Origin of the sequence: Streptomyces sp. SID8352, from assembly GCF_009862265.1 — a bacterium.
Classification (GTDB): domain Bacteria; phylum Actinomycetota; class Actinomycetes; order Streptomycetales; family Streptomycetaceae; genus Streptomyces.
In genome coordinates, this window is the sequence record NZ_WWGX01000044.1 from 113,383 (window position 1) to 140,351 (window position 26,969).

Genomic DNA, 26,969 nt, shown 5'->3' on the forward strand with positions numbered 1-26,969 from the left:
ACCGGCGCCCGCGCGGCGCCGACGAGGTGCTGCCGGGGCGGGGGAGGGGCCCGGCGGGGAGGGCGCCCGCGGCGGCACCCCCCGTACGGGGGGTGCCCGGGGGCGCGCGCCCGCCGACGGGCCGCCGCTGCTGCTCGGTGTGCGCCACCACGGGCCGGGGTCGGCGCGGGCGGTGCGCGCGGCGCTGGACGCGGCCCGCCCGGCGGCGGTGCTCATCGAGGGGCCGCCCGAGGCCGATCCGCTGATCCCGCTGGCCGCCGACCCGGCCATGCGCCCGCCCGTCGCCCTGCTCGCCCACGCCGTGGACGAGCCCGGCCGGTCGGTGTTCTGGCCGCTGGCCGCGTTCTCCCCGGAGTGGGTGGCCCTGCGCTGGGCCCTCGACCACGGGGTGCCGGCCCGCTTCATCGACCTCCCGGCCGCCCACACCCTGGCCCGCCCGGTGGGTGACGGCGGCGCGGGTGACGGTGGCGCGGGGGGCGGCGCGGAGGGGGACGCGCCCGCGGACGGCGCGCCGGGCGCGGGCGGTTCCGGCGGGCGCCCGGCGGGGGAGTCCGTGCCGGGCCCGCACGCCGTCCGGGCCGATCCCCTCGCCGCGCTCGCCGGGGCCGCCGGGCACGACGACCCCGAACGCTGGTGGGAGGACGTCGTCGAGCACCGGGTCGGGGCGGCGGGCACGCCGGAGGGCGCGCTCGTGCCGTTCACCGCGCTGGAGGAGGCCATGACGGCGCTGCGGGAGACCGGCGGCGCGGACGGCACCGGGGACGGCGGCGCGGACGGCCGGGACCTCGTGCGCGAGGCCCACATGCGGCTCCGGCTGCGCGCCGCCCGGCGGGAGTTCCCGGGCACCGTGGCCGTGGTGTGCGGGGCCTGGCACGTGCCCGCGCTGCGGCGCCGTACCACCGTCGCCGCCGACCGGGCGCTGCTGAAGGGGCTGCCGAGGACCCGGGTGGAGCTGACCTGGGTCCCGTGGACCCACCGCAGGCTCTCCAGGTCCGGCGGGTACGGGGCGGGCATCGACGCGCCGGGCTGGTACGGGCACCTGTTCGAGGCGCCGGACCGTCCCGTCGAGCGCTGGCTGACCAAGGTGGCGGGGCTGCTGCGGGAGGAGGACCGGCCGGTCTCCCCGGCCCATGTCATCGAGGCGGTCCGGCTGGCCGGGACCCTCGCCGCGCTGCGCGGTCGCCCGCTGGCCGGGCTGGGCGAGACGACGGAGGCCGTGCGGGCGGTGATGTGCGACGGCTCGGACGTGCCGCTGGCCCTGGTGCGCGACCGGCTCGTCGTCGGGGACGTCCTGGGCGGGGTCCCGGAGGGGGCACCCGCCGTGCCGTTGCAGCGGGACCTCGACCGGACCCGGCGGCGGCTCCGGCTCGCCCCCGAGGCCCGCGACCGCGAGCTGGACCTCGACCTGCGCGAGGACACCGACGCGGCCCGCAGCCGCCTGCTGCACCGGCTGCGCCTGCTCGGCGTCGGCTGGGGCGAACCGGCCGCCGCGCGGTCCGGCACGGGCACCTTCCGGGAGGGCTGGCGGCTGCGGTGGGAGCCGGAGCTGGCGGTGCGGGTCGCCGAGGCAGGGGTGTGGGGCACGACCGTCCTCGCCGCCGCGACCGCCCGGGCCGAGGCGGACGCCGCCGCCGCGCGGGACCTGTCCGGCGTCACCGCGCTCGCGGAACGCTGCCTGCTCGCCGGGCTGCCGGACGCGCTGCCCGCCGTGATGGCCGCCCTCGCCGACCGCGCGGCGCTCGACACGGACGTCGGCCGTCTCGCCCGGGCCCTGCCCGCCCTGGTCCGCGCCCTGCGCTATGGGGACGTGCGCGGCACCGGGACGGAGTCCCTTGCCGAGGTCGCCGCGGGGCTCGCCGCGCGGATCTTCGTTGGCCTGCCCCTCGCCTGCACCGCGCTGGGCGCCGACGCGGCCGAGGAGGCGCGCCGCCACGTCGACGCCGTGCACACGGCGGTGGGCCTGCTCGCCGCCGTGCCCGGCCGCGGCGGTCTGCGGGCCCGCTGGCACGCCGTCCTGCGCACCCTGGGCGCGCGGACCACCGTCCCGGGGGTGATCCGGGGCCGCGCGGTGCGGCTCCTCCTGGACGACGGCGCGCTGGCGCCCGCCGAGGCGGCCCGCCCGATGGGCCTGGTGCTCTCGCCCGGCACGCCCCCGGCGGACGCGGCGGCCTGGATCGAGGGCTTCGTCGGCGGCGCGGGCGGCGGGCTGCTCCTCCTCCACGACGAGCGGCTGCTGGCCCTGGTCGACACCTGGCTGACCGGTGTCCCCGGGGAGGCGTTCACGGACGTGCTGCCCCTGCTGCGGCGCACCTTCTCGGCGTACGAGCCGGGGGTCCGCCGGGCCCTGGGCGACCGGATCCGGAGCGGCCCCGGTGGGCGCGGCACGGGGGCGTCCCCGCCCACCGTCCCCGGCTTCGCCCCGGCCCCCGACTCCGCCCGGGCCGACGCGGTCCTCCCCGTCCTCCACGCCCTCCTGGGTCCCGTCCCGGCCCCGTCGGCGGACCCGGCCACCGGGACGACGGCGGTGTCCGGGGGGATCCCCGCCCCGCCCCCCGGGCTCATGGACCTCGACGCTCCCACGGCAGCGGACGGCACCGCCCCGCGCCGCGGCGCGGACGAGCGGACGGCGGCGGGACCACCGGGTACCGGCCCGGCCGGGCGCGAGGGCACGGCGACGGACCCGGCGACGGCGGCGGCCGGGGCCGTCGGCCGGTCGGCGGGGGCCGGTGCCGCTCCCGCCGCCCGAGCGGGTTCGGGTCCCGCCGACGCCGACGCCGACGCCGACGCCGACGCCGACGCCGACGCCGACGCCGACGCCGACGCCGGGCCCGGTGCCGCCACCGCCTCGGGCGGCGGGGCCGAGCGGTTGCGGCGGTGGCGGATGGTGCTCGGGGGTGACGCGGGGGCGGACGGGACCGGGTGGGCGCTGTCCGGGCGGGACGCCGCGGTCGACGGCGCCCTCGCCGCGCTCTACGGCGACCGGGAGGCGCCCCGCCCGGGGCGGGATCGCACCGCGGGGCTCGGGGCGTCGGCGCCGTCCGTCGTGCGCTGGCTCGGCGACATCCGGACGTACTTCCCCTCCCCGGTCGTCCGGGTCCTGCAACGGGACGCCATCGACCGGCTCGGCCTCGGCGCGCTCCTGCTGGAGCCGGAGCTGCTGGAGGCCGTCGAGGCGGACGTGCACCTCGTCGGAACCCTGCTGTCGCTCAGCCGGGCGATGCCCGAGACGACGCGGGAGACGGCGCGGGCCGTGGTGCGCCGCGTCGTGGACGACCTGGCGAATCGGCTCGCCGCCCGCACCCGCACCGCCCTCACCGGCGCCCTGGACCGCGGCGCCCGCACCGCCCGCCCCCGCCACCGGGACATCGACTGGAACCGCACGATCGCGGCCAATCTCCGGCACTACCTGCCCGGGCACGGCACGGTCGTGCCCGAGCGGCTCGTCGGCCACGCGCGGGCCGCGCGGTCGGTGCGCAAGGAGATCGTCCTCTGCGTCGACCAGTCCGGTTCGATGGCGGCGTCGGTGGTCCACGCGTCCGTCTTCGGGGCGGTGCTGGCCTCCCTGCGGGCGGTGCGCACCCGGCTGGTCGTGTTCGACACCCAGGTCGCCGACCTCACCGACCGGCTGGACGACCCGGTCGACGTCCTCTTCGGCACCCGGCTGGGCGGTGGCACGGACATCAACCGTGCGCTGGCGTACTGCCAGGACCGGATCACCCGGCCCGCCGAGACGATCGTCGTACTGATCAGCGATCTGTACGAGGGCGGCACGCGGGACGGGACGCTGCGGCGGGTGGCGGCGATGCGGGCGGCGGGCGTGCGGTTCGTGACGCTGCCGGCCCTGTCCGACGAGGGGACGCCGGCGTACGACCGGGAGCACGCGGCGGCGCTGGCCGAGCTGGGCGTGCCGGTCTTCGCCTGCACGCCCGACCGGTTCCCGGAGGTGATGGCGGCGGCGATCGAGGACGGTCCGCTGCCGGTACCGAACCGGACATGACTACCCATCGGTAACACGGGGCTTGCGCGACCTCCGGACCTCCGTGCGAGGATCACGCCCCAACAGCCTCCTCCCCGCCCCGCCGGGCGGGCCGCGCCCCGGTGCGTGCGCGCCCGCGCGAGCGTGACCGGTGGGGAGCGGGGCAGGCGCAGTCTCCGTGTGGGTGCGGGTCGCACCGGAGGGCCGGAAGCCGTCCGGCCTCCGTCCGGCCGAGCCCCGCGGACGGGGTCGGAGGGGTTCCATTGGGGTGGGGCCGCCCCGGCCCGCACCCCGGCGGTCGTGACGCGGCCCCGGGGAGCAGGACGGGCCCCACCGGGCGAACCCCAACCCGGTGAGGCCCCTCCCGGCATCCCGGCCCCGCGCCCGGGTCCCCACCCGTGCGGCGGGGGCCTCCGGGGGATGCCTCCGGCGCAGCGCCCCGCGCCCACGCCCGGACCGGGCCCACCCATCCGACCCATGCCGCCCTGGTCTGACTGCCCCGGTCCGCGCCGTCCCGGTCCGCGCCGTCCCGGCCTGCGCCGCCCAGTCCGCGCCGTCCCGCGCTGTCCCGTCCCGCGCCTGTCCCGTCCCGCGCCGTCCCTGTCCGCGCCGTCCCGTCCCGTGCCGCGACGCCGTGGCCATGGCGGGGCCGTCCCCGCCGCCCCGTTCCCGTGACCCCGGCGGGATTCCTCGGCCCGGCCGGACCCGGCTCGGGGCGCGCGCCTGGTTGCGGATGACCCGCGTATCCGACCTGCGAGTCCGCTCCGGCAGCCTCGTCCCGGCACCTCGGCGGGATACGGCCCGCCCGGTCCGTGCGCATCCCCCGCCGGGGTTCGGCCGGGTCCGGTCGGCGGTGTGGGACGGGTGCCGTACGGCCGGGGCGGACGGGGGGCCTCCGTGTGGGGCGCGGCGTGGTGCGGCCTTCGGCGCGGGCCTCCTCCGGAGCGTCCGGTTCCGGCACGTCGTGCCAGGTGGCTGGCATCATGTGACAGGTATCACCGCTCAGGTGTGACCCGCGATTTAGGGACCCTCCTCAACCGGGGATACCCTGCGAGACGGACATGCCGCGCGCTCGGTCACCGTGTGCGCTCCCCCTGTGACACAGAAGCGCGCGTCACGTTGCCCTCGCGGCACGCCCACGCATCCAACGAACCGCGAGATCACTGATAGGGACGGAAGCGCGTGGACCTGTTCGAGTACCAGGCGAGGGACCTCTTCGCCAAGCACGATGTACCGGTGCTGGCCGGTGAAGTCATCGACACGCCTGATGCGGCGCGCGAGATCACCGAGCGTCTGGGCGGCAAGTCCGTCGTCAAGGCTCAGGTGAAGGTCGGTGGCCGCGGCAAGGCCGGCGGTGTCAAGCTGGCCGCCACTCCGGACGAGGCCGTCGCCCGCTCGACGGACATTCTCGGCATGGACATCAAGGGCCACACGGTCCACAAGGTGATGATCGCCGAGACCGCTCCGGAGATCGTGGAGGAGTACTACGTCTCCTTCCTCCTCGACCGTGCCAACCGGACCTTCCTCTCCATCGCCTCCGTCGAGGGCGGCATGGACATCGAGGAGGTGGCCGCCAACCGTCCGGAGGCCGTCGCCAAGACCCCGATCGACGCGATCGACGGTGTGACGCCGGAGAAGGCGCGCGAGATCGTCGAGGCCGCGAAGTTCCCGGCCGAGGTCGCCGGCAAGGTCGCGGACGTCCTCGTCAAGCTGTGGGACACCTTCATCAAGGAGGACGCCCTCCTGGTCGAGGTCAACCCGCTGGCCAAGGTCGCCTCGGGCGAGGTCATCGCCCTGGACGGCAAGGTGTCGCTGGACGACAACGCCGAGTTCCGCCACCCCGACTTCGAGGCGCTCCACGACAAGGCCGCGGCCGACCCGCTGGAGGCCGCCGCCAAGGAGAAGAACCTCAACTACGTCAAGCTCGACGGCGAGGTCGGCATCATCGGCAACGGCGCGGGTCTCGTCATGAGCACCCTGGACGTCGTCGCCTACGCCGGTGAGAACCACGGCAACGTCAAGCCCGCCAACTTCCTGGACATCGGCGGCGGCGCCTCGGCGCAGGTCATGGCGGACGGCCTGGAGATCATCCTCGGCGACGCGGACGTCCGGTCCGTCTTCGTCAACGTCTTCGGCGGCATCACCGCGTGCGACGAGGTCGCCAACGGCATCGTCCAGGCGCTGAAGCTCCTGGAGGACCGCGGCGAGAAGGTCGAGAAGCCCCTCGTCGTCCGTCTCGACGGCAACAACGCCGAGCTGGGCCGCAAGATCCTCACCGACGCCAACCACCCGCTGGTGCAGCGCGTCGACACCATGGACGGCGCGGCCGACAAGGCCGCCGAGCTGGCCCACGCCGCCAAGTAAGCACTCAGGACGAGGACACCAACACACCATGGCTATCTGGCTCAACAAGGACAGCAAGGTCATCGTCCAGGGCATGACCGGTGCCACCGGCATGAAGCACACCAAGCTCATGCTCGGTGACGGCACCAACGTCGTGGGCGGCGTGAACCCGCGCAAGGCGGGGCAGACCGTGGACTTCGACGGCACCGAGGTACCCGTCTTCGGGACCGTCAAGGAGGCCATCGAGAAGACCGGCGCCGACGTCTCCGTCATCTTCGTGCCGGAGAAGTTCACCAAGGACGCCGTCGTCGAGGCCATCGACGCCGAGATCCCGCTGGCCGTCGTGATCACCGAGGGCATCGCCGTGCACGACTCGGCCGCCTTCTGGGCGTACGCCGGCAAGAAGGGCAACAAGACCCGGATCATCGGCCCGAACTGCCCCGGCATCATCACCCCGGGCCAGTCCAACGTCGGCATCATCCCGGGCGACATCACGAAGCCGGGCCGCATCGGCCTGGTCTCGAAGTCCGGCACGCTGACGTACCAGATGATGTACGAGCTGCGCGACATCGGCTTCTCGACCGCCGTCGGCATCGGTGGCGACCCGATCATCGGCACCACGCACATCGACGCGCTGAAGGCCTTCCAGGACGACCCCGACACCGACCTGATCGTCATGATCGGTGAGATCGGCGGCGACGCCGAGGAGCGGGCCGCGGCCTTCATCAAGGAGAACGTGACCAAGCCGGTCGTCGGCTACGTCGCGGGCTTCACCGCGCCCGAGGGCAAGACGATGGGCCACGCCGGTGCCATCGTCTCCGGTTCGTCCGGCACCGCCCAGGCGAAGAAGGAGGCCCTGGAGGCCGCCGGTGTCCAGGTCGGCAAGACGCCGACCGAGACCGCCAAGCTCGCCCGCGCGATCCTGGCCGGCTGACCGGCCCCCGCGCCGCACATCGAGTGGGCCCGGCTCCGTCGAGGAGCCGGGCCCACTCGGCGTTTCCGGAGCCGCCGGGCCGCCCTTCGGCCACCGGTGCCCACCCATGGGCAGACCCCGGCCACCCATGGGCAGACACCGGCCACGCTCGGCCGTTCCCCGGCCACGCCCGGCCACGCCCGGCCATCCCCTGGCCACGCGGCCACCTGCGGCCGTGCGCGGCCACCCGCGGCCGTATGCCCATGCGGCGATGGTGGCCGGCCGTACCCGACCGTCCGTGCCGCACCCGTCCGTGCCGCACCCGCCCGTGGCCGTGCCGGATCCGCCCCGGCCCCGGCGGTCGCGGCCGGACGGTACGGCGGTCGGGCCGGGGTCAGTCGGCGCGGGGGAGCAGCCGTTCGGGGCCGCCCTGCCAGGTGTCCCGGAGCTTGTGGCGCAGTTCCACCTGCCCGTCCGACAGCGGGCCCGGCGCGGCCCGGGAGGGCAGCCCGTGCACCGGCGCCCCGGGGGACACGGGCGGCTCGTAGTGGGTGGGCGCGGTGCGCAGCGCCAGGGCGGTGGTCCCGATCAGGGCGGCCGTGAAGGCGATGGCGGCCCGGGTCAGGACGCGGGCCCGGCGCTCGCTCGCGGCGCGCACCGCCGGGGGGCCGGAGGCGCGCGGCCGTCCGGCGGACGCCAGCTCGGCCAGCCGCTCGCGCAGCACGAGCGGGTCCGCCAGCTCGGGCAGCGGCCCGCGGAGGGCCTCGCGGGCGCGCATCAGCCGGCCCGCCGCCGCCGGGGTGCTGGCCTCGGTCTCCGCGGCCGTCTCCGGGAGGTCCAGGCCGACGCCGTCGTAGAGCACGAGGGTGCGGCGGTACGGCGGGGGGAGGCGCAGCAGGGCGGTCAGCAGGGCGCGCTGCTCCGGTTCGGGGGGCGGCGGCTCCGGGTTCCGGTGGGGGCGGAAGCGGTGCCAGGGGGAGAGCGCGCGGTCGTACGCCGCCGCCCGCACCCAGCCCGCCGGGTCGGGGTCGCGGGCGACCTCGGGCCACTGCTCCCAGGCGTGCCGGAAGGCCGCCTCCACCGCCTCGCGGGCCGACGCGCGGCGGCCGGTGAGCAGATAGGCCTGGCGGAGCAGGGCGGGGGCGGCGAACTCGTACAGCGCGTCGAAGGCCTGAACGGGGGTCAGGGCGGGCGGCAGCTCCTCGGGGAGGGACGCGCCGAGCGGCCGCGCCGGGAGCACGAGGCTGTCGGCGGCGGCCCCCGGCCCCCTGCGGGCGGCCGCGGAGTTCCCGCCCCCGCCCCCGGCGCGGGCCCCGGCGCCGACGGCCACCACGACGGGTACGGGCCTCGGTTCCGGGGCGGGCGGGGGCGCGGGGGCGGTGGCGGACACGGGCCGGGCCGTACCGGCCGGTGCCGTGGCCGGGGCGGGGCCGGACTCCGTCACCGGCTCGGGCGCGGGCCCCGCCCCTCGCGGGAGCCGTGTCTTCCGGGCGGGTTTCCGCGCGCGCCGGGGGCCGGGCGCGGGTTCCGGCGCGGACGTCGGCTGCGGCTCGGCCGCCGCCTCCGGCCCGGCCGCCGATTCCCGTACGGATGTCACGTCCGGTACGGACGCGGGCCGCGGCCCGGGTGCGCTGTCCGGTACGGGTGCCGGCTCCGCCGTGGGGCCGGATTCCGGCACGGGGGCGGCCTCCGCCGTGGGGGCGGACTCCGACACGGGGGTGCGCTCGCGCTTCGCCTTCCGCCTCGCACCGAGCCCCAGGCCGCGCCCTCGCCAGCGCGCCGGGGTGGCAGCGCGGGCGGGTGGGGACACGTCGCCCGGGGCCTGGGTGTGCTCCGGCTCCGGTGCGTGGTCCCGGGATGCGGCGCGCACGGGTTCGGGTTCGTGGTCCGGTGTCGCGGTGTGCTCCGGTTCCGGTTCGTGGGCGGTCGTTGTCATGCGTGCGGGTTCCGGTTCTTCGTCCGATGCCGTCGTGCGCGCGGGTTCTGGTTCGTCGCCCGGGGCCTGGGTGTGCTCCGGCTCCGGTGCGTGGTCCCGAGACGCGGCGCGCACGGGTTCGGGTTCGTGATCGGGGGTCGCGGTGTGCTCCGGTTCCGGTTCGTGGTCCGGGGTCCGGGTGCGGTGCGGTCTCCGCACGTCGTCCGGCGTCGTCCTGTGCGCCGGGTTCCGTTCGGGGGGCGGGGGCGCGGTGTGCTCCGGTTGCCGTACGCCGTCCGGGGCCGTCGCGGCGGCGTGTTCCCGGTCCCGGTCCCGGTCCTGTTCGTGCCGTGCCGCCGGGTGTTCCGGGGAGGGGGCCCCGTCAGGGCCCGGTGTGCGGTTCGGGCCGTGCCGGAGGCCCGGAGGGGGGCCTTGGGGCCGGGGCGGTTCGGTGGGCCGGGCCGTCGGGCCGCCGTCGCGGCACGGTCCGTCGGCGGGGGACGGTGCGTGGGCGGCCGGGGCCGGGGCGAGGGGCGGGAGCGGCTCGCGGCCGGAGGCCGACGGAAGGCGCTCCGACGGGGCGTCAGGGCGCGGCGTGACGTTCGCCAGGGAGTGCAGCAGCCTCGCGTACGCCTCCCGCTTGCGGCCGCGCGGAGTCGTGCGCCCGTTCTCCCACGCGCGGACCGTCCCGCTGGTGACGCCGACCCGTTCCGCGAGCTGAGTGCGCGTCAACGCGGCGGACTCACGCAGGCGTCGGCGCGTCGCGGGGGGAGGGAGCGGGGTCGCCGGGCTCCGTGTCACAGGGCACCCCTCCGTGCGAAAAAGTACATAACCATATATTGGGCGACACGTCGGGGCTTCGCCTGTTGCGTCGGGGAAGCGGGTGTCATTGGGAGCATGGCGGCGTGATCCAGACGACCGCCCGCCGCATCCCCCTCTCCCTGCTGCGCGCCCGGTGGCGCGACCGGTGGCGCGACCGGGCGCCCGGACTGTCCGCCGGGGCGCTCGGCGGAGCGATCGCGGCCGTGCTGGGCCTGGCCGCGATCGCCGCGGTGGTGTCACTGCTGTGGGTCAGCTCGCCCTACCCCGACGGCGGCCCCGGCGGCGCCCTGCGCGTCGCGGCGGCGCTGTGGCTGCTGGGGCACGGGGCCGAACTGGTGCGTGCCGAGACCCTGTCGGGGGTGCCCGCGCCGGTGGGCCTGACCCCGCTGCTGCTGTTCGCGCTGCCGGTGTGGCTGGTGCACCGCGCGGCGCGGGACGCGACGGACCCCGGGGACGGCGTCGGCGTGGCGGTGGGCGGCCGGGGGCCCGACGGCAGGCCAAGCGGGGCGCGCGGCGATGCCGACGGACCGCCCCCGGTCTCCGCGCGCAACGCCTGGACCGGGGTCGTGCTCGGCTACCTCGGGGTCGCCCTGCTGGTGGCCCTCTACGCGGTGGGGGGCGCCCTGCGGCCGTCCTGGTGGGTCCTGGTGTGGCTGCCGCCGGTCGTGATGGCCGCGGCGGGCGGGGGAGCGTGGACGGCGTTCGGCCGGCCGGGCGGCCCGGTGGGCCAGATGCTGCGGAAGCTGCCCCGCCCGGTGCGGGAGCTGCTCGTGGAGCCGGACGCGCGGCTGGGCGCCGCGACGCGGGCCGCGGGCGCGGCGGCGGCGGTGCTGGCCGGGGGCGGGGCGCTGCTGGTCGGGGTCTCGGTCGTGGGGCACGGGGGCGCGGCGCGGGACGCCTTCGGGCAGCTCACCGAGGGATGGTCGGGCCGGTTCGCGGTGCTGCTGCTCTGTCTCGCGCTGGTGCCCAACGCGGCGGTCTGGGCGGCGGCGTACGCGCTCGGGCCGGGCTTCCTGCTGGGCGCGGGGCACGTGGTGGCGCCGGGCGGCTCCGACCCGACGGCCCCGCTGCCGCCCTTCCCGCTGCTCGCGGCGGTGCCGGACGCGGGGTCGGGGACGCCGTGGCACTGGGCGGTGGCGGTGGTGCCGCTGGCGGCGGGGGTGACGGCCGGGTGGTTCACCGGGCGCGCGGCGGCGGTGGGCGACCCGGACGGGGGAGGGCGGCCCTGGTCGCCGCGGAGGACGCTGGCGGCGGGGTGGCTGGCGGCGGCGGTGTGCGGGCTGCTGGCGGCGGTGCTGGCGGGGGTGGCCGGGGGGCCGCTGGGCGAGGCGCGGCTGGCCCGGTTCGGGCCGGTGTGGTGGGAGGTCGGCGGGGCGGTGCTGGTGTGGGTGGGGGTGGTGGCGACGCCGGTGGCGGTGTGCGTGCGGTGGGGAGTGGTGCGGGGGTTGGTACGGGTGCGCGTGCCGGCCGGGGGCCGGGCGGGGGGTTCCGCGGGGCGGTGGCTCCGGGCGGTGCGGGGGGCCGTCCCGGGGAGGTTCCGGCGGGGGAGCGCGGGGGCGGGCGGGGGGGGGGATTCGCCCCCGCCGCCCCTGCCCGTCCCGTCCCCGGGGGCTGCCGCCCCCGGGCCCCCGCTTCGGCCCTGAAGGGGCCGTGTCCTCAAGCGCCGGACGGGCTGGGGGTGCCCGGGTTCTGTCGCCCCGGGCCCCCGCTTCGGCCCTCAAGGGGCCCCGCCTTCACCTGCCGGACGGGCCGGTCGGCAGCGGTGTCAGCTCTCCGTGCCCAGGACGCCCCGGAGCTGTTCCGGCAGGTGGCGGTTGCAGGACTGCTGGGCCTCGTTGGTCAGGGCGTCGTTCTTGCAGGTGTAGAAGTCGCGGTAGACCAGTTGGGTCGCGAAGGTGCCGAAGACCAGCAGGACCGCCAGCGAGGACGTGACCAGGCCGGTGATCGCGGCGGTGCGCTGCGGGCGGCCGTCGGTGGGCCGGGGCGGGGCCTCGGCGTCCGGGTCGGCGGCGCGGGGCTTGGCTCGGAGCGAGGCGATGCCCCAGTACAGCGCCAGCGACCCCAGCGGCAGCGCCACGTACGGCCAGTCGAAGAGGGCGAAGAACAGGGCCCACATGCCGCACAGCAGCGCGTAGCGGGCGCGGCGCTGGGCCGGGTCCGTCGGGTCCCAGCGCGGGCCCTGGCCGCCGCCCTGGCCCTCGGGGCCGGAGCCGCCGGAACTCCCGGGGCGTTCGCCGAAGCCGCCGGAGGAGCGGCCGGGCTGGCGGTCGCTCCACCCCCGGCCCCACGGGGAGCGCCCGCCGCCCTGGCCCTGGCCCTGGCCGCCCTGGCCCTGCGAGCCCTCGTCGCCCGACGGGTGCCGGGGCTGCCACGGGCTGTCGGGGCTGCCCTCGGGCGGTGCCGCGAACGGGTTGTCGTCCTGGACGGGGGCCTCCCCACGCTTCCCGCCCCCGCCGTCCGGCGGGGAGGAGGGACGTTCCCGCAGCAGCACGGCGCTGCTCTTCCCTGGCTGCGCCGACCGCTGGGGGAGCGTGATCGGTCGCAGGCTGCGGTCCGGCATCAAGTGAGCGTCTTCCCCTTGGCGATAGCGAACGGTCGATAACGAACTGGCGACAAACGAGCCGCGGACCGGCCGGTGCGGGCCGTGTGCGAACGGGTTCGCGCACGGTCGGCGTCGGGCGGTCCCCCTGGTGAACGCGTGGCGTACGGGTCGCGTTCCCCGGTCCGGTCCGAGGCAGACGCTACCGCCCGGCCGCGCCCCCGTCCCGAGGGGGCCGCCCGGTGTGCCGGTATCGTTGCTGACGGTCGGCCGTTTCGTAGGCTTCCCCGTATCCCGGGGCGCGAAGCATTCGTACGACCGTACAAAGAACCGGCGCGCGCCGGTCCCCGTACGGGCCGGCCGGACCGGACACCCGCTCCCCGAGAAAGGCCCCCACCGTGGCCGCCAAGCCCGTGGCCGAGCGCCCCCAACGCCTCGTCGTCCTGGTCTCCGGATCAGGCACCAATCTGCAGGCACTCCTCGACGGGATCGCCGACGCCGGTGCCGGGGCCTACGGCGCCGAGATCGTCGCCGTGGGAGCCGACCGGGACGGCATCGAGGGGCTGGCCCGCGCCGAGCGCGCCGGGCTGCCGACCTTCGTCTGCCGGGTGCGGGACCACGCGAGCCGGGAGGAGTGGGACGCGGCGCTCGCCGCGGCGGTCGCCGCCCACGAGCCGGACCTCGTGGTCTCGGCCGGGTTCATGAAGATCGTGGGGAAGGAGTTCCTCGCGCGGTTCGGCGGGCGTTTCGTCAACACGCACCCCGCCCTCCTCCCCAGTTTCCCGGGTGCCCACGGGGTGCGCGACGCGCTCGCGTACGGCGCCAGGGTCACCGGCTGCACCGTCCACTTCGTCGACGACGGCGTCGACACCGGGCCGATCATCGCGCAGGGCGTGGTGGAGATCCGGGACGAGGACGACGAGAGCGCTCTGCACGAGCGCATCAAGGAAGTCGAGCGCAGGCTGCTCGTCGATGTCGTGGGGCGGCTCGCCCGCAACGGCTATCGCATTGAGGGACGAAAGGTAGTTATCCAGTGACCGCCGAGAGCAACAAGCGGGCCATTCGCAGGGCACTCGTCAGCGTCTACGACAAGACCGGGCTGGAGGAGCTGGCCCGCGGGCTGCACGAGGCGGGCGTCGAACTCGTCTCCACCGGGTCCACGGCCGGCCGGATCGCCGCCGCCGGCGTCCCCGTCACCAAGGTCGAGGAGCTGACCGGCTTCCCCGAGTGCCTGGACGGCCGGGTCAAGACCCTGCACCCCAAGGTGCACGCCGGCATCCTCGCCGACCTGCGCCTCGACAGCCACCGGCAGCAGCTCGACGAACTGGGCGTGGCCCCCTTCGACCTCGTCGTCGTCAACCTGTACCCGTTCCGCGAGACCGTCGCCTCCGGCGCGACCCCGGACGAGTGCGTCGAGCAGATCGACATCGGCGGCCCCTCCATGGTGCGCGCCGCCGCCAAGAACCACCCCTCGGTCGCCGTGGTCACCAGCCCCGAGCGGTACGCCGACGTGCTCGCCGCCGTCCGGGACGGCGGCTTCGACCTCACCGCCCGCAAGCGGCTGGCCGCCGAGGCGTTCCGGCACACCGCCGCGTACGACGTGGCCGTCGCCTCCTGGTTCGCCGCGGACTACGCGCCCGTCGACGACTCCGGCCTCCCGGCCTTCCTCGGCGCCGCCCACGACCGCGCGCACACCCTGCGCTACGGCGAGAACCCGCACCAGCCCGCCGCCCTCTACACCAGCGGCACCGGCGGTCTCGCGGAGGCCGAGCAGCTCCACGGCAAGGAGATGTCCTACAACAACTACACGGACACCGACGCCGCCCGCCGCGCCGCGTACGACCACGCCGAGCCCTGTGTCGCGATCATCAAGCACGCCAACCCGTGCGGCATCGCGATCGGCGCGGACGTGGCCGAGGCGCACCGCAAGGCCCACGCCTGCGACCCGCTGTCCGCCTTCGGCGGTGTGATCGCCGTCAACCGGCCGGTCAGCAGGGAGATGGCCGAGCAGGTCGCGGAGATCTTCACCGAGGTCGTCGTGGCGCCCGGCTACGAGGACGGCGCCCTGGAGATCCTCACCCGCAAGAAGAACATCCGGGTGCTGCGCGCCCCCGAGGCGCCCGCCGCCCCGGTCGAGGTCAAGCCGATCGACGGCGGCGCCCTCCTCCAGGTCACCGACCGCCTCCAGGCCGACGGCGACGACCCGGCCACCTGGACCCTCGCCACCGGCGAGGCCCTCTCCCCGGCCGAGCTGGCCGAGCTGGCGTTCGCCTGGCGGGCCTGCCGCGCCGTCAAGTCCAACGCCATCCTGCTGGCCAAGGACGGCGCCTCGGTCGGCGTAGGCATGGGCCAGGTCAACCGCGTCGACTCCGCGAAGCTCGCGGTGGAGCGGGCGGGCGAGGAGCGGGCGCGCGGCTCCTACGCGGCCTCCGACGCGTTCTTCCCCTTCCCCGACGGCCTGGAGGTCCTGACCGGGGCCGGGGTCAAGGCCGTGGTGCAGCCGGGCGGTTCGGTCCGCGACGAGCTGTGCGTCGAGGCGGCGCAGAAGGCCGGCGTCACCATGTACTTCACCGGGACGCGGCACTTCTTCCACTGATCCGTGCGCGGACGGGGCCCGGGGCGATCGCCGCCCCGGGCCCCGTCCGGCGTTTCCGGGGGGCTCAACCGCCGCCCGGCAGCTCGCACCACACGGTCTTTCCCTCGGGCCCCTGGTCCACGCCCCAGCGCACGGCCAGCGCGTCGACCAGGAGCAGCCCCCGTCCTCCCTCGTCGTCCCCCGAGGGGCGGCGCGGCACCAGCCAGGAGTGCCGTCCCGGGTCGGTGACCTCCACGCGGACGCCGCCCTCCGCCGTGCTCCCCAGCCGGACGGTCACCGGAGTGCCCTCACCGATGTGGGTGATCACGTTCGTCAGCAGCTCGCTGACGCAGAGCTGGACGTCGGGGCAGTCCCCGCCGAAGTGCTCCCGCGCCGCGCGGCGCACCTCCGCGACGCTCCCGGGGCGGGCCGGGAGGCCGAGGACGAGTCCGCAGAGCGCTGTCATGCGTCGGCCGCCTTGCGCAGTACCTCGGTCAGCGCGGTGGCCGTCTCCCGGTTGCAGTTGCCGAGCGAGACGAGCGGTCCGGGGCCGTACGAGGCGGCGAAGCCGGGCAGGTCGACCCCGAGGGACGGGAGCCGGATGCCGTGCGCCGCGAGCGCGGCGCGGAGCCGTTCGACGCAGGCGGTGGTGTCGGGGTGGGGGTCCATGGGGGTGCCTTCCGTTCCTGTGCGGACTGTGACGAAGCACTCACAGAGTGGCGTCACGGCGCGTACGGTGGAAGACCTTCGGGTTGCGCACGGCAAGTGGTAAACGGTGGTGATCGGTTGTGCCCGCACGGAAGGACCCCGACGCGTCGGCGAGCGTCCCCAGCTTCTACGGCGCGGAGTTGCGCTACAAGCGGGAGGCGGCCGGCCTGACACTGGAGCAGTTGATCGAGGGCAGCTACCGGGGCATCTCGTTCCTGAGCCAGATCGAACGCGGTGAGCGGCGCATGCCGGTCGACCTGGCCCGCCACGTCGACCTGCGGCTGGACACGGACGGCTTCTTCGAACGCCGCTGCGACGACGCGGCGAAGGCCCGGCGGGTGGGTATCGCACCCCACTTCGCGGATGTCGCCGACATGGAGAAGTCGGCACGCAGCATTGAGGACTGGGCCCCCCTGCTGGTGCCGGGATTGCTTCAGACCAAGGCGTACGCCACGGCAATCGCCCACTCCGGGATGCCGCGAGCCTCCGACATGGAGGTCGGGCAGGTCGTGAACGCCCGCATGGAGCGGGCGGCGTTGTTCGAGAGGGAGTCTCCACCCAAGTTCTGGGCCATTCTCGACGAGTCGATCATCCGGCGGCAGGTGCTTCCGCCTGCTGGGATGGCTGAACTCCTCGACCACATACTGCGCGTCGTCCGGGCCACGAAGTGCATTGTGCAGATCGTTCCGGAAACTTTGGTGCACCCGTTCATGATGGGGCTGACGAGGATCATGACGTTTCATGACGCCCCGCCCCTCGTGTACACCGAGGGGCTGCACAGCGGCCAAGTCATCGACTATCCGGCTCTCGTGATGGAGTACCGCGAGTCGTACGATCTGCTCAGGGCCACCGCACTGTCACCGGGGGCCTCCATGGCTCTGATCGAGGCAGCAGCGGAGGAAAGCCGGAATGCATCCGAACAGGAGCGTCGACCTGACCTCCATGCGATGGCGCAAGAGCAGCTACAGCAGCGCGAACGGCGGTGAATGCGTAGAGGTCGCCGACGGTGTCCCCGGTCTCGTGCCGGTCCGTGATTCCAAGGACCCCAGCGGGGCCGTAGTGGTCTTCCCGATGGCTGCCTGGGTGCCGTTCATCGCGGCGCTCAAGGGGTAGCGCCGTGCTGAACGGGGGAGCTGGGAACCGGGGTTGCCTCACCTGGCGCAAGAGCAGCTTCAGCAACCCGGACGGCGGTGAATGCGTAGAGGTCGCCGACGGCGTCCCCGGTGTCGTGCCCGTGCGGGATTCCAAGGACCCCGGCGGGGCCGTGCTGCTGGTGCCCGCGTACGCCTGGACGCACTTCCTCGCCTCGCTCCCGGCAGGGTGAACGCAGGGTGATCGCGGGGTGAGTCAACGCCAGGGCCGTGCCCTACCCGGTGGGTGGGACACGGCCCTTGGAGTGGTGCGGTGGCTCAGTAGCGGGGGCGGGCGAACCACGCCGTGCCGCTGGGGACCACCGGGGCGATGGTGATGATCACCGCGAAGACGACCCAGATCAGCGGGAAGATGATCGCGCTGGCCAGGCCGCTGTCGAGGGCGCCGAACAGGGCGATGAGGCCGACCACGCCGCCCAGCGCGCCGTACACGACGGTCGTGATGCGTATGCCCTGGCCGCCGCGGCTGAACTTGACGCCGAGCAGGATGGACAGGGTGGCGAACCCGAAGACGACCAGGGCGATGACGATGAGCACCCCGGCCGCGAGGTCGCCGCCGTCGCTGAGCGCGCTGAACGGGTCGTCGGACGAGGTGCTCACGCTGTCCGCCGCGTCCGAGATGTCGCTCGCGATGGTGGCCACGTAGAGCCAGATGAAGCCGATGATGATCTGTACGGTCGCGATGAGGAACAGGAAGACCCGCGCCGTCATCAGCAGGCCCGGCATCGTCATCGGGAGCATCTGGTTCCCGCCGGGGAAGCCGGGGTAGCCCGGCTGCTGCGGGTAGCCCGGGTAGCCCTGCTGGGGCGCGGGGGGCTGCTGCGGGTAGCCGTAACCGGGCTGGCCGGGGGGCTGGGCGGGCGGCTGGCCGGGCGGGGGCCCGTAGGGGTTGTTCGGGTCGCCGAAACTCATGGCGGTCCTTCCTCCGGTCGTGCTTCTGTGCGGGGACGCGCGGGCACGGTGCGGAGGAATTCCTACAGAATGGTTGCGGTCCGTCCCCCCGGTACTGCCCGCGGCACTGTGACCACATCGTTCTGGACAGTTGTGCGGCTTGTCCAGCCACATTCGCGAGGTGTTGTGCAAGTGCAACATCGGTGATCAATCGCGCATATTCCGCCGTCGGAGCCGCCCCGGCCCCGGCCCCGTCCCGCTCCCGGGCCTTCCGCCGCGCGCCGGACCCGCGGCCGGACCGCGACCGGATTGGAACCACGGGCCGGTCATCCGCGAGGATGGGGGCATGACCGCCCAGATTCTCGATGGCAAGGCCACCGCAGCCGCGATCAAGTCCGAACTGGCCGCCCGCGTGGCGGCGCTCAAGGAGAGGGGCGTCACGCCCGGCCTCGGCACCATCCTCGTCGGGGAGGACCCCGGCAGCCAGAAGTACGTCGCCGGGAAGCACCGCGACTGCGCCCAGGTGGGCATCGCCTCCATCCAGCGCGAGCTGCCGGCCACGGCGACGCAGGAGGAGATCGAGGCGGTCGTCCGCGAGCTGAACGAGGACCCGGCCTGCACCGGCTACATCGTCCAGCTCCCGCTGCCCAGGGGCATCGACGAGAACCGCATCCTCGAACTGATGGACCCGGACAAGGACGCCGACGGCCTGCACCCGATGAACCTGGGCCGCCTCGTCCTCAACGAGCCCGCCCCCCTGCCCTGCACCCCCAACGGCATCCTGACCCTGCTGCGCCGCTACGGCGTCGAGATCAAGGGCGCCGAGGTCGTGGTCGTCGGGCGCGGGGTCACCATCGGCCGCCCGATGCCGCTGCTGCTCACCCGCCGCAGCGAGAACGCGACCGTCACCCAGTGCCACACCGGCACCCGCGACCTGTCCGCCCACCTCCGGCGCGCCGACATCATCGTGGCCGCCGCCGGGTCCCCGCATCTGATCCGCGCCGAGGACGTCAAGCCGGGCGTCGCCGTCCTCGACGTGGGCGTCTCGCGCAACGCCGAGGGCAGGATCGTCGGGGACGTGCACCCCGACGTGGCCGAAGTGGCCGCGTGGATCTCCCCGAACCCCGGCGGCGTCGGCCCCATGACCCGGGCCCAGCTGCTGGTCAACGTGGTCGAGGCGGCGGAACGCAGTGCCGCCTGAGGCGAGGAGGAACACCGGCGGCAACGCGGTCGGGGGCGGACGCGGGACCGGCGCCGCGCCGGACGCGGGCGGCGTGCTCGACGACGAGCCGACCGTTCCGGCCGCCCTCAGCGCCCCCGGCCCCGACGGTGTGGCGCGTCGCGTCAGCCGCCGCTTCCCCCTCTTCACCCGGGACACCGCCCGCCCTGAGGGCGGCGGCCGGGCCGCCCCCGGCGACGCCCCGGCGCCCGCCCGGCAGTGGCCCGTGCTGCTGGTCATCGGGCTGGCCGGAATCGGCCTGCTGATCACCGCGCTCGACGTCTTCCGCTGGGGGCTGGTGCTGACCGGCGCCGCCCTGCTGCTCGGCGGGGCGCTGCGGTGGCTGCTGCGGGACGTCGGCATGCTCGCCGTCCGCTCCCGCTTCACCGACATCATGACCTACGGCACCCTGGGCGGCGTGATCGTCGTGCTGGCGCTGATGGCCCAGCCGGAGCCCCTGCTCGAACTTCCGTTCCTCAAGGACACCCTGCACTTCACCGTCAGCCGGTGACACCGCGGCCCGTCCCCCACCCCCGTGCGGGGACGGGCCTGCGGCGAGATCAACATTCCTGCACGTCATGGCCCTGGTTCAATGTCGGACCGGCCGCTGTGGCACGGAAGTGACCGTTCCGCCACGGAGTCCGGAGGGACGGGATGAGACCGGGAAACGACGGCGGGCGCACCAGGGCCCCGGGGTTCCGTTCCGGCCGCGGTGGCTCCGATGGGACACTGGACCGGGGACCCGCAGGTGTGCCACGGTGCACGCCACCGCCCTCGCGCACCCGTGCGAACCGCCCCCCGGGAACTGGAACCGAGGCCGGGCGCATCCCTGTGGGCAGCCGGGACGAGGATCCGGCACGGCCTCGCGCGCACGGGCGCCCGCGGGGGTGCGGGGGACGACGGGGAGCCACCACTGCACGTCACCGGGGGAGAACACGTCACCGGGGGAGAAGGGGAAGCAATGCCTCGTTGGAAGGCCTTGCCGGACGGACTCGATCCGCAGATCGCCGAGTTCGTCAGCCAACTGCGCCGACTCGTGGACCGCGGCGGTCTGAGCATCGCCTCGCTCGCCGACGCGACCGGCTACAGCAAGACGTCCTGGGAGCGTTATCTCAACGGCCGCCTGCTCGCGCCCAAGGGCGCCATCGTGGCGCTCGCCGAGGTGACCGGGACCCACCCCGTCCACCTGACCACCATGTGGGAACTGGCCGAGCGCGCCTGGAGCCGCTCCGAGATGCGCCACGACATGACCATCGAGGCCATCCGGATATCCCAGGCGCGGGCCGCGCTCGGTGAGCCCGGCGCCGCCGCCGGTGCCGCCGCCGGCGGTGGGGCCGCCCGGGGCGGCGGGGCCCACCGCGCCGCGCGCGGGGCGCCCGGACCCGGTGCCGCCGCACCGGTGGTCCCGGCCCAGCCGACCGCCGCCGACAGCCCCGACGCCCACTTCGGCGCGCAGGGCTTCGGCGCCCCCGGCGGCCCCACCGAGGGCAACTCCTGGGGGATGGCCGGGTACCGGGGGCCCTCGCCCACCGGCCCCGTCCACCGGGCCCGCCCCGAGGGCGCGCCGCCCGCCGCCGGGAACGGCGGCCCGGCCGGAGGCCCGCCGCCCTCGCCGGGCCGTGGCCGGTCCGCCCCGGGCGGACGGCTGACGCCCACGACGCTGATCGTCGGGCTCGTCGGCGTGCTGGTGGTGATCGCGGGCGCCGTCTTCGTCCTGAACGGGGGCGACAGGAAGAAGCCCGCCGCCGAGGCCGAGCCGTCCCCCTCGCCCACCGCCGCGACCACGGCCGCGCTGCCGCCCGGCGTGAAGTGCGGCGGCGACGTCTGCACCGGCAAGGACCCCGAGACCATGGGCTGCGGCGGCGAACTCGTCACCACCGCGGCCAGCACCACCGTCGGCGCCGCCGCCGTCGAGGTCCGCTACAGCAGCACCTGCGGCACGGCCTGGGCCCGCGTCACCCAGGCGGGAGCGGGCGACCAGGTCCGCATCAGCGCGGGCGGCGACCCCCAGAGCAGCCCCGTCGTGGCGGCCGGCTCGACCTCGGCGTACACCCCGATGGTGGCGGTGCGCGACGCGGCCGACGCGCGGGCCTGCGTGACGCTGGCCGCGGGCCAGGAGGGCTGCACGCGGTAGCGCCGGGGCGGCGCGACCCGGGCGGCCCCGCGCCACCGGCCCGCGCCGCCGGGGCCTCCGTACTCCCGGGGCCGGAATCTGCTGCGCGGAGCCCCGGGTGAAAGAAAATCCCGGGCGGGACGGTATACGTCGGGGCCCGGTGGGCACGCGGAGAGTACCCCCCACGGGAGTCCGGCAACGGCACCCCCGAACGGCGGCCGCCTTCGTCCTACCTCTCCCGGACAGGCGGCCGCCTCTTCGCGTGCCCGGCGGCTCTCGCACCCCGTCCCGGCGGTCGGGCTGCACGGTCCCGGCGGCCCTCGCACCCCGTCCCGGCGGCCCCGCCCCGCGTCCCTTCCCGTTGCGGGAGGGCACCCGGTCCCGACGGTCCGGGTGCACGGTTGCGGCGGTCCCGCACCCGGTTCCGGGCGGTCCCGTCCCGCGTCCGGGCGGTCCCGGTGCGCGGTTCCGGCGGTCCCGTCCCGCGTCCCTTCCCGTTGCGGGAGGGCACCCGGTCCCGGCGGTCAGGCTGCACGGTTGCGGCGGTCCCGCACCCGGTTCCGGGCGGTCCCGTCCCGCGTCCCTTCCCATATGGGAGGGCACCCCGCCCCTCGCGGTCACGCACTCCGGTCCCGTGCGGCCCATCGGCCCCGTCCCCGGTCCTTGCGCCGGGCTTCGCTTCAGTCCCCGAACTCCCGGACGACCCCCGTCCTCTTCGCCCGCCCCGCGTCCCTCCGCACCCCGGCCGGGCCCGGTGCCGGGTGCGTTCAGCGGCCCCTTCCGGCGCCCCGGCGGGGCCTCCCGTCCCGTTTCCGTCCGCGAACCGCGGGCTCCTGCGCCGAACAGGCGGCACGGGGCCGTTGTGGGACGGGCCACAGGGACCCTGACAGCCCCGGGGGGCCCGATGCGCGATAGCCTGGCGGCCGATCGATCTCTTGGCGTCAAGAGATCGATCAGACGCCCGGGGCGGGACGCCCCACCGCCAGCTGTATACGGAGAACGCCATGACCCGCACTCCCGTGAACGTCACCGTCACCGGCGCGGCCGGCCAGATCGGTTACGCCCTGCTCTTCCGCATCGCCTCCGGCCAGCTGCTCGGCGCGGACGTGCCGGTCAGGCTCCGGCTGCTGGAGATCACCCCGGCGCTCAAGGCCGCCGAGGGCACCGCGATGGAGCTGGACGACTGCGCGTTCCCGCTCCTCCAGGGCATCGACATCAGCGACGACCCGAACGTCGCCTTCGACGGCGCCAACGTCGCCCTCCTCGTCGGCGCCCGCCCCCGCACCAAGGGCATGGAGCGCGGCGACCTGCTGGAGGCCAACGGCGGCATCTTCAAGCCGCAGGGCAAGGCCATCAACGACCACGCCGCGGACGACATCAAGGTCCTCGTCGTCGGCAACCCGGCCAACACCAACGCCCTGATCGCCCAGGCCGCCGCCCCGGACGTCCCGGCCGAGCGCTTCACCGCGATGACCCGCCTGGACCACAACCGCGCGCTGACCCAGCTCGCCAAGAAGACCGGCACCACGGTCGCGGACATCAAGCGCCTCACCATCTGGGGCAACCACTCCGCCACCCAGTACCCCGACATCTTCCACGCCACGGTCGGCGGCAAGAACGCGGCCGAGGTCGTCAACGACGAGAAGTGGCTGGCCGAGGACTTCATCCCGACCGTCGCCAAGCGCGGCGCCGCCATCATCGAGGCCCGCGGCGCCTCGTCGGCCGCCTCCGCCGCCAACGCCGCCATCGACCACGTCCACACCTGGGTCAACGGCACCGCCGAGGGCGACTGGACCTCCATGGGCATCCCGTCGGACGGCTCCTACGGCGTGCCGGAGGGCATCATCTCCTCCTTCCCGGTCACCACCAAGGACGGCCGTTACGAGATCGTCCAGGGTCTGGAGATCAACGAGTTCTCCCGCACCCGCATCGACGCCTCCGTGCAGGAGCTGTCCGAGGAGCGCGAGGCCGTCCGCGCCCTCGGCCTCATCTGATCCCCGCGGACCCGCACCGCACCACGGGCCCCGTCCCGCCGGCATCCACGCGTCGGCGGGGCGGGGCCCGTACCCGTGGCGCCCGGTCCGTGGCTGTCCGGGTGGCCGGTGCCCGGACCGCGGCGGTCCGTTCCGGCACCGGGCCGGCCCGGGAACCGGGTGGGCCGGGGACAGGGCCGGCCCAGGAACCGGGGCGGCCTAGGAACCGGGGCGGGCCGCCGCGAGTTCCGCCGCCATGGCGCGCACGGCCTCCTGCGCGCGCCGCTGGAGCCCCGGGCCGAAGGTGATCCGGGTGGCGCCCAGGCCGCCCAGCTCCGCCGGGGAGGGGCCGTCCGGCATCGCGGCCATGTTGAGGGGCCCCTCGATCCCGGCCCGCAGCACCGGCAGCGCGGAGGGCGGGGCGCCCAGCGGATAGACGCAGTCCGCGCCCGCCGCCACGTACGCCGCCGCCCGCTCCAGTGCCACGTCGGGATCGGCGACGCCCAGCAGGAAGGTGTCGACGCGGGCGTTGAGGAACAGCCGGTCCCCGGCCGCCTCCCGCACCGCGGCCAGCCGGTCCGCCTGCTCGCCCGGCTCCAGCAGTACCCCGCCCGCGGAGTCCTCCAGGTTGCAGCCCACGGCGCCCGCCTCCAGCAGCCGTTCCACCAGCTCCGCCGGGGCGAGCCCGTACCCGTCCTCCACGTCCGCCGAGACCGGCACGTCCACCGCCCGGGTGATCCGGGCGACCGCCGCGAACATCTCGTCGGCAGGGGTGCTCCCGTCCTCGTAGCCGAGGGAGGCCGCGACGCCCGCGCTCGGCGTCGCCAGGGCCGGGAACCCCGCCTCCTCGAAGGCACGGGCGCTCGCCGCGTCCCACGGCCCCGGCAGCACCAGCGGGTCGCCCGGCGCCCGGCCGTGGTGCAGTGCCCGGAAGCGCGCCGCCCCGCCCCGCAGCGCGGCCCCGCCGGGGACCTCCGCCCCGCCGGACGCCTCCGCCCCGCCGTGCCGGGCCGCCCCGCTCACCACTCGGTGCTCCCCGGGGGGATGCGCCGGGCGACCATCAGCCGGTTCCAGGTGTTGATGACGGTGATCAGCGCCAGCAGATGGGACAGCTCCCCGGCGTCGAAGTGCCGGGCGGCCTCCGCGTACACCGCGTCCGGCACGAAGCCGTCCGTCAGCAGCGTGACCGCCTCGGTCAGCGCCAGCGCCGCCCGCTCCCGCGCGTCGAAGACCTCGCCGGACTCCTCCCAGGCGGCGAGCAGATCGAGCTGCCGCTCGCTCACGCCCTGCTTGCGGGCGATCCCCAGGTGCATGTCCAGGCAGAAGGCGCAGTGGTTGAGCTGCGAGGCGCGGATCTGCACCAGCTCCGCGAGCCCGGCGTCGCCCAGCCCCTTCCTGGCCGCCTCGCCCAGCCTCCGGAGCGCCGAGCGGACCCCGGCCTCCAGGTGCGTGGTCCGGGCGGTCATCCCTGCCGCCCCGGCTGGTGGTGGCCCGGGGTCTTGCGGCAGGTCACCCCGAAGCGGTTCCAGGCGTTGATCACCGCGATGGCGGAGATCAGCCGTGTCAGCTCCGCCTCCTCGAACACCGCCGCCGCCCTCGCGTACACGGCGTCCGGCACGAAACCGTCCGTCAGGACCGTCACCGCGTCCGTCAGCGCCAGCGCCGCCAGTTCCTTCTCCGTGTAGAAGTGGCGCGATTCCTCCCACGCGCCGAGCTGGATGATCCGCTCCGCGCTCTCCCCCGCCGCGAGCGCGTCCTTGCTGTGCATGTCCAGGCAGAAGGCGCAGTGGTTGAGCTGCGAGGCGCGGATCTGCACCAGCAGGTGCAGCGCCGGGTCCAGGCCCTGCCGGGCCGCGGTGTCCAGCCGGACCATCGCCCGGAACACGTCCGGGGCGTGCTTGTCCCAGTCCAGCCGGACGGGCACCTCGGGTGCGTACGCCCCCGCGGGCGTGCTGTCGGTTGTCGTCATGATCCGACCCTAGGGCCTGCCCACCGGATACCGCCGCAGGCCGCCGGGGCCGCCGGGGCCGCCGGGGCCGCCGGGGCCGCCGGGGCCGCCGGGGCCGCCGGGATCCGGTGGGACCCGGCGGGCGGGCGCCGCACCCCGGGCGGGGAGTGACCCCGACCCGGCCCGGGGGAGGGGGCCGGCCGCGCAGTGCCCCGCCCCTTCCCGGCCCCGCGCGGCCCTTCCCGACCCCGGGCGTACACTCGTTCGGCTCAACTGTCTTGGCAGCACGCGGAGTACGGGGGACGGGGACATGGCGGACGGCCGACGGAGGCTGAGGTCGAGCACGGTGGTGCTCGGTGGCATGGGGGTGCTGGCGGTGGCCCTGAGCGCCTGCGGCTCCGATCCCGACCGGCGGTGCGTGGACCGGGACAGCTACACCTACCTCCGGGGCTACCGCGTCGTCGCCGACCGGTACTGCGGGTCCGGCTCCTCCGGGGGCTCCAAGGCCGGTCACCAGGGCGGCGGTTCGTACTCCAAGGGCACCGGCAGGGGCTCGCGCGCGGTGGACGGCGACTGGTACTACGACAGCGATGTCACGGCCGGCTGGGCCGACGACGGCACCTTCAGCCGATCCCAGGCCGTCGACCGGGGCGGCTTCGGCTGCTCCGGCTCCGGCAGCGGCGGGAGCTGAGCCGCCGTGGAACGCCGCACCATCACGCCCCGCCCCGACTGGCAGCGGACCGTCGAGGAGCAGGGGCTCGTCTACCCGCTCACCCGCCACCCGGACGGCTCCCTGCGCCCCTACTGGGACGAGAGCGCCCACTACGTCTTCCCGCTGGACGAGATCGAGGCACTGGAGGAGACCGTCGGGGAGCTGCACCGCATGTGCCTGGAGGCGGCCGGCCACATCGTGACCGCCGGACGCCTCCCCGACCTCGGCATCACCGACCCCCGGGTCGCCGCCGCGGTCACCGAGGCCTGGTACCGCCGGGACGAACTCCCGTCCGTCTACGGCCGCTTCGACCTGCGCTACGACGGCACGGGTCCGGCCAAGCTCCTGGAGTACAACGCCGACACCCCGACCTCGCTGGTGGAGGCGGCCTCCCCGCAGTGGTTCTGGATGGAGGACCGCTTCCCCGGCGCCGACCAGTGGAACTCGCTGCACGAGCGCCTGGTCGGGGCCTGGACGCGGCAGGCCGCCCTCCTCCCGCCCGGTCCCCTCTACTTCGCCCACTCAAGTGAGGACGAGGCGGGCGAGGACCTGATGACCGTCGCCTACCTCAAGGAGACGGCCGAGCAGGCCGGGCTGGACACCGACTGGATCTCCATGGAGGAGATCGGCTGGGACGCGCTCTCCGGCCGCTTCGTCGACAACCGGCTCCGCTTCATCCGCAGCGTCTTCAAGCTCTACCCCTGGGAGTGGCTGACCACCGACCGCTTCGCCGGACACGTCCTGGACACCCTCGACAACGGCGGCGGCACCGGCTCGACCCTCTGGATCGAGCCCGCCTGGAAGATGCTGCTCAGCAACAAGGCCCTGCTGGCCGTCCTCTGGGAGCTGTACCCCGGCCACCCGCACCTGCTGCCCGCCCGCCTCGACGGCCCGGGGGACCTGGCGGACGGCCCCGGCTGGGTCGCCAAGCCGCTCCTCGGCCGCGAGGGCGCCGGGATCACCGTCCACGAGCCCGGCTCCGACCCCGCCCCGCGCGACGAGCCCTGCTGCTACCAGGCCCTCGCCCCGCTGCCCGAGTTCGACGGCAACCGGGTGGTGCTGGGCGCCTGGACGGTGGAGGACGAGCCGGCCGGCCTCGGCATCCGGGAGTCGTCCGGCCTGGTCACCGACGAGTACGCCCGCTTCCTGCCCCATGTGATCCTCTGACCGC

At 75.6% G+C, this 26,969-nt stretch carries 23 protein-coding genes and 2 pseudogenes; 16 read left to right on the plus strand and 9 right to left on the minus strand.

All coding sequences use genetic code 11. From position 1 onward, the window contains the following. Positions 1 to 127: 127 nt before the first annotated feature. From GTY84_RS33890 to sucD, 4 genes and pseudogenes are all read left to right on the plus strand, one after another. Positions 128 to 2,479: pseudogene (locus tag GTY84_RS33890) on the plus strand (DUF5682 family protein); the annotation flags it as partial. A gap of 738 nt (positions 2,480 to 3,217) precedes the next feature. After that, a complete protein-coding gene (locus tag GTY84_RS33895) occupies positions 3,218 to 3,997 on the plus strand; it encodes a VWA domain-containing protein (RefSeq protein ID WP_237532323.1) in 780 nt (259 codons plus the stop codon). Positions 3,998 to 5,158: 1,161 nt separating this feature from the next. Further along, a complete protein-coding gene (gene sucC / locus GTY84_RS16645) occupies positions 5,159 to 6,340 on the plus strand; it encodes an ADP-forming succinate--CoA ligase subunit beta (protein WP_161227059.1) in 1,182 nt (393 codons plus the stop codon). Positions 6,341 to 6,368: 28 nt separating this feature from the next. Further along, a complete protein-coding gene (sucD, locus tag GTY84_RS16650; protein ID WP_161227060.1) occupies positions 6,369 to 7,253 on the plus strand; it encodes a succinate--CoA ligase subunit alpha in 885 nt (294 codons plus the stop codon). A 373-nt stretch (positions 7,254 to 7,626) separates the two neighbouring features. On the opposite strand, the gene GTY84_RS33025 is transcribed toward sucD, so the two are convergent. Both GTY84_RS33025 and GTY84_RS16660 read right to left on the minus strand, forming a co-directional pair. Then, entirely contained in the window at positions 7,627 to 8,676 is a 1,050-nt protein-coding gene (locus GTY84_RS33025; protein ID WP_345943465.1) for a sigma factor-like helix-turn-helix DNA-binding protein, read from the minus strand. A gap of 1,077 nt (positions 8,677 to 9,753) precedes the next feature. Further along, positions 9,754 to 9,948: pseudogene (locus GTY84_RS16660) on the minus strand (helix-turn-helix transcriptional regulator); the annotation flags it as partial. 104 nt (positions 9,949 to 10,052) lie between these two features. Between GTY84_RS16660 and GTY84_RS16665 the strand changes: the two are divergent. After that, complete coding sequence (locus GTY84_RS16665) at positions 10,053 to 11,612, plus strand: DUF6350 family protein (RefSeq protein WP_345943456.1); 1,560 nt, start codon at positions 10,053 to 10,055, stop codon at positions 11,610 to 11,612. A 122-nt stretch (positions 11,613 to 11,734) separates the two neighbouring features. Here GTY84_RS16665 and GTY84_RS16670 read toward each other — a convergent pair whose 3' ends face one another. After that, positions 11,735 to 12,529 carry a hypothetical protein gene (locus tag GTY84_RS16670; protein ID WP_161227061.1) on the minus strand — a complete coding sequence of 265 codons (795 nt, stop codon included), beginning with the start codon at positions 12,527 to 12,529 and terminating at the stop codon, positions 11,735 to 11,737. Between the two features lie 377 nt (positions 12,530 to 12,906). On the opposite strand from GTY84_RS16670, the gene purN reads away from it, so the two are divergent. Next, positions 12,907 to 13,545, plus strand: a complete 639-nt coding sequence (gene purN / locus GTY84_RS16675; protein WP_161227062.1) for a phosphoribosylglycinamide formyltransferase — start codon at positions 12,907 to 12,909, stop codon at positions 13,543 to 13,545. Continuing rightward, positions 13,542 to 15,104: a bifunctional phosphoribosylaminoimidazolecarboxamide formyltransferase/IMP cyclohydrolase gene (gene purH, locus GTY84_RS16680; RefSeq protein WP_161227063.1), complete on the plus strand. Its 1,563-nt coding sequence runs from the start codon at positions 13,542 to 13,544 to the stop codon at positions 15,102 to 15,104. The genes purN and purH overlap by 4 nt, the downstream gene beginning before the upstream one ends. A 64-nt stretch (positions 15,105 to 15,168) precedes the next feature. Here the strand turns inward: purH and GTY84_RS16685 are convergent, their stop codons facing one another. Together GTY84_RS16685 and GTY84_RS16690 are read right to left on the minus strand one after the other, a co-directional pair. Continuing rightward, on the minus strand, positions 15,169 to 15,549 hold the full coding sequence (locus GTY84_RS16685) for an ATP-binding protein (RefSeq protein ID WP_161227064.1): 381 nt from the start codon (positions 15,547 to 15,549) through the stop codon (positions 15,169 to 15,171). Beyond that, positions 15,546 to 15,752: a hypothetical protein gene (locus GTY84_RS16690; RefSeq protein ID WP_161227065.1), complete on the minus strand. Its 207-nt coding sequence runs from the start codon at positions 15,750 to 15,752 to the stop codon at positions 15,546 to 15,548. The genes GTY84_RS16685 and GTY84_RS16690 overlap by 4 nt, the downstream gene beginning before the upstream one ends. A gap of 119 nt (positions 15,753 to 15,871) precedes the next feature. Here GTY84_RS16690 and GTY84_RS16695 point away from each other — a divergent pair, with 119 nt between their 5' ends. The 3 genes from GTY84_RS16695 to GTY84_RS16705 are packed head-to-tail and all read left to right on the plus strand — an operon-like array spanning position 15,872 to position 17,115. Further along, positions 15,872 to 16,777 (plus strand): helix-turn-helix transcriptional regulator, encoded by a 906-nt coding sequence (locus GTY84_RS16695; protein ID WP_161227066.1) that lies wholly within the window; start codon positions 15,872 to 15,874, stop codon positions 16,775 to 16,777. Then, positions 16,734 to 16,904 carry a DUF397 domain-containing protein gene (locus GTY84_RS16700; RefSeq protein ID WP_345943457.1) on the plus strand — a complete coding sequence of 57 codons (171 nt, stop codon included), beginning with the start codon at positions 16,734 to 16,736 and terminating at the stop codon, positions 16,902 to 16,904. The genes GTY84_RS16695 and GTY84_RS16700 overlap by 44 nt, the downstream gene beginning before the upstream one ends. 4 nt (positions 16,905 to 16,908) lie before the next feature. Then, positions 16,909 to 17,115 carry a DUF397 domain-containing protein gene (locus GTY84_RS16705; RefSeq protein WP_345943458.1) on the plus strand — a complete coding sequence of 69 codons (207 nt, stop codon included), beginning with the start codon at positions 16,909 to 16,911 and terminating at the stop codon, positions 17,113 to 17,115. Between the two features lie 85 nt (positions 17,116 to 17,200). Here GTY84_RS16705 and GTY84_RS16710 read toward each other — a convergent pair whose 3' ends face one another. Then, complete coding sequence (locus tag GTY84_RS16710; protein WP_161227068.1) at positions 17,201 to 17,854, minus strand: hypothetical protein; 654 nt, start codon at positions 17,852 to 17,854, stop codon at positions 17,201 to 17,203. A 325-nt stretch (positions 17,855 to 18,179) separates the two neighbouring features. Between GTY84_RS16710 and GTY84_RS16715 the strand changes: the two genes are divergently transcribed. The 4 genes from GTY84_RS16715 (at position 18,180) to GTY84_RS16730 (ending at position 23,159) form a co-directional block, all read left to right on the plus strand. Then, on the plus strand, positions 18,180 to 19,034 hold the full coding sequence (locus tag GTY84_RS16715) for a bifunctional methylenetetrahydrofolate dehydrogenase/methenyltetrahydrofolate cyclohydrolase (protein ID WP_161227069.1): 855 nt from the start codon (positions 18,180 to 18,182) through the stop codon (positions 19,032 to 19,034). Continuing rightward, positions 19,024 to 19,563: a DUF3017 domain-containing protein gene (locus tag GTY84_RS16720; protein ID WP_161227070.1), complete on the plus strand. Its 540-nt coding sequence runs from the start codon at positions 19,024 to 19,026 to the stop codon at positions 19,561 to 19,563. The genes GTY84_RS16715 and GTY84_RS16720 overlap by 11 nt, the downstream gene beginning before the upstream one ends. Before the next feature lie 450 nt (positions 19,564 to 20,013). Further along, positions 20,014 to 21,186: an XRE family transcriptional regulator gene (locus tag GTY84_RS16725; RefSeq protein WP_161227071.1), complete on the plus strand. Its 1,173-nt coding sequence runs from the start codon at positions 20,014 to 20,016 to the stop codon at positions 21,184 to 21,186. Between the two features lie 983 nt (positions 21,187 to 22,169). Next, positions 22,170 to 23,159: a malate dehydrogenase gene (locus GTY84_RS16730; RefSeq protein WP_161227072.1), complete on the plus strand. Its 990-nt coding sequence runs from the start codon at positions 22,170 to 22,172 to the stop codon at positions 23,157 to 23,159. A gap of 198 nt (positions 23,160 to 23,357) precedes the next feature. On the opposite strand, the gene GTY84_RS16735 is transcribed toward GTY84_RS16730, so the two are convergent. The 3 genes from GTY84_RS16735 to GTY84_RS16745 form a co-directional block, all read right to left on the minus strand. Further along, on the minus strand, positions 23,358 to 24,092 hold the full coding sequence (locus GTY84_RS16735) for an isocitrate lyase/phosphoenolpyruvate mutase family protein (RefSeq protein WP_161227112.1): 735 nt from the start codon (positions 24,090 to 24,092) through the stop codon (positions 23,358 to 23,360). A gap of 65 nt (positions 24,093 to 24,157) precedes the next feature. Then, positions 24,158 to 24,604: a carboxymuconolactone decarboxylase family protein gene (locus GTY84_RS16740; RefSeq protein WP_161227073.1), complete on the minus strand. Its 447-nt coding sequence runs from the start codon at positions 24,602 to 24,604 to the stop codon at positions 24,158 to 24,160. Beyond that, positions 24,601 to 25,107 carry a carboxymuconolactone decarboxylase family protein gene (locus tag GTY84_RS16745; RefSeq protein ID WP_161227074.1) on the minus strand — a complete coding sequence of 169 codons (507 nt, stop codon included), beginning with the start codon at positions 25,105 to 25,107 and terminating at the stop codon, positions 24,601 to 24,603. The genes GTY84_RS16740 and GTY84_RS16745 overlap by 4 nt, the downstream gene beginning before the upstream one ends. Before the next feature lie 289 nt (positions 25,108 to 25,396). Here GTY84_RS16745 and GTY84_RS16750 point away from each other — a divergent pair, with 289 nt between their 5' ends. Together GTY84_RS16750 and GTY84_RS16755 are read left to right on the plus strand one after the other, a co-directional pair. Then, positions 25,397 to 25,777 (plus strand): hypothetical protein, encoded by a 381-nt coding sequence (locus GTY84_RS16750; RefSeq protein ID WP_161227075.1) that lies wholly within the window; start codon positions 25,397 to 25,399, stop codon positions 25,775 to 25,777. A 6-nt stretch (positions 25,778 to 25,783) separates the two neighbouring features. Further along, positions 25,784 to 26,965: a glutathionylspermidine synthase family protein gene (locus GTY84_RS16755; RefSeq protein WP_161227076.1), complete on the plus strand. Its 1,182-nt coding sequence runs from the start codon at positions 25,784 to 25,786 to the stop codon at positions 26,963 to 26,965. The last annotated feature ends 4 nt before the right edge of the window (positions 26,966 to 26,969 follow it).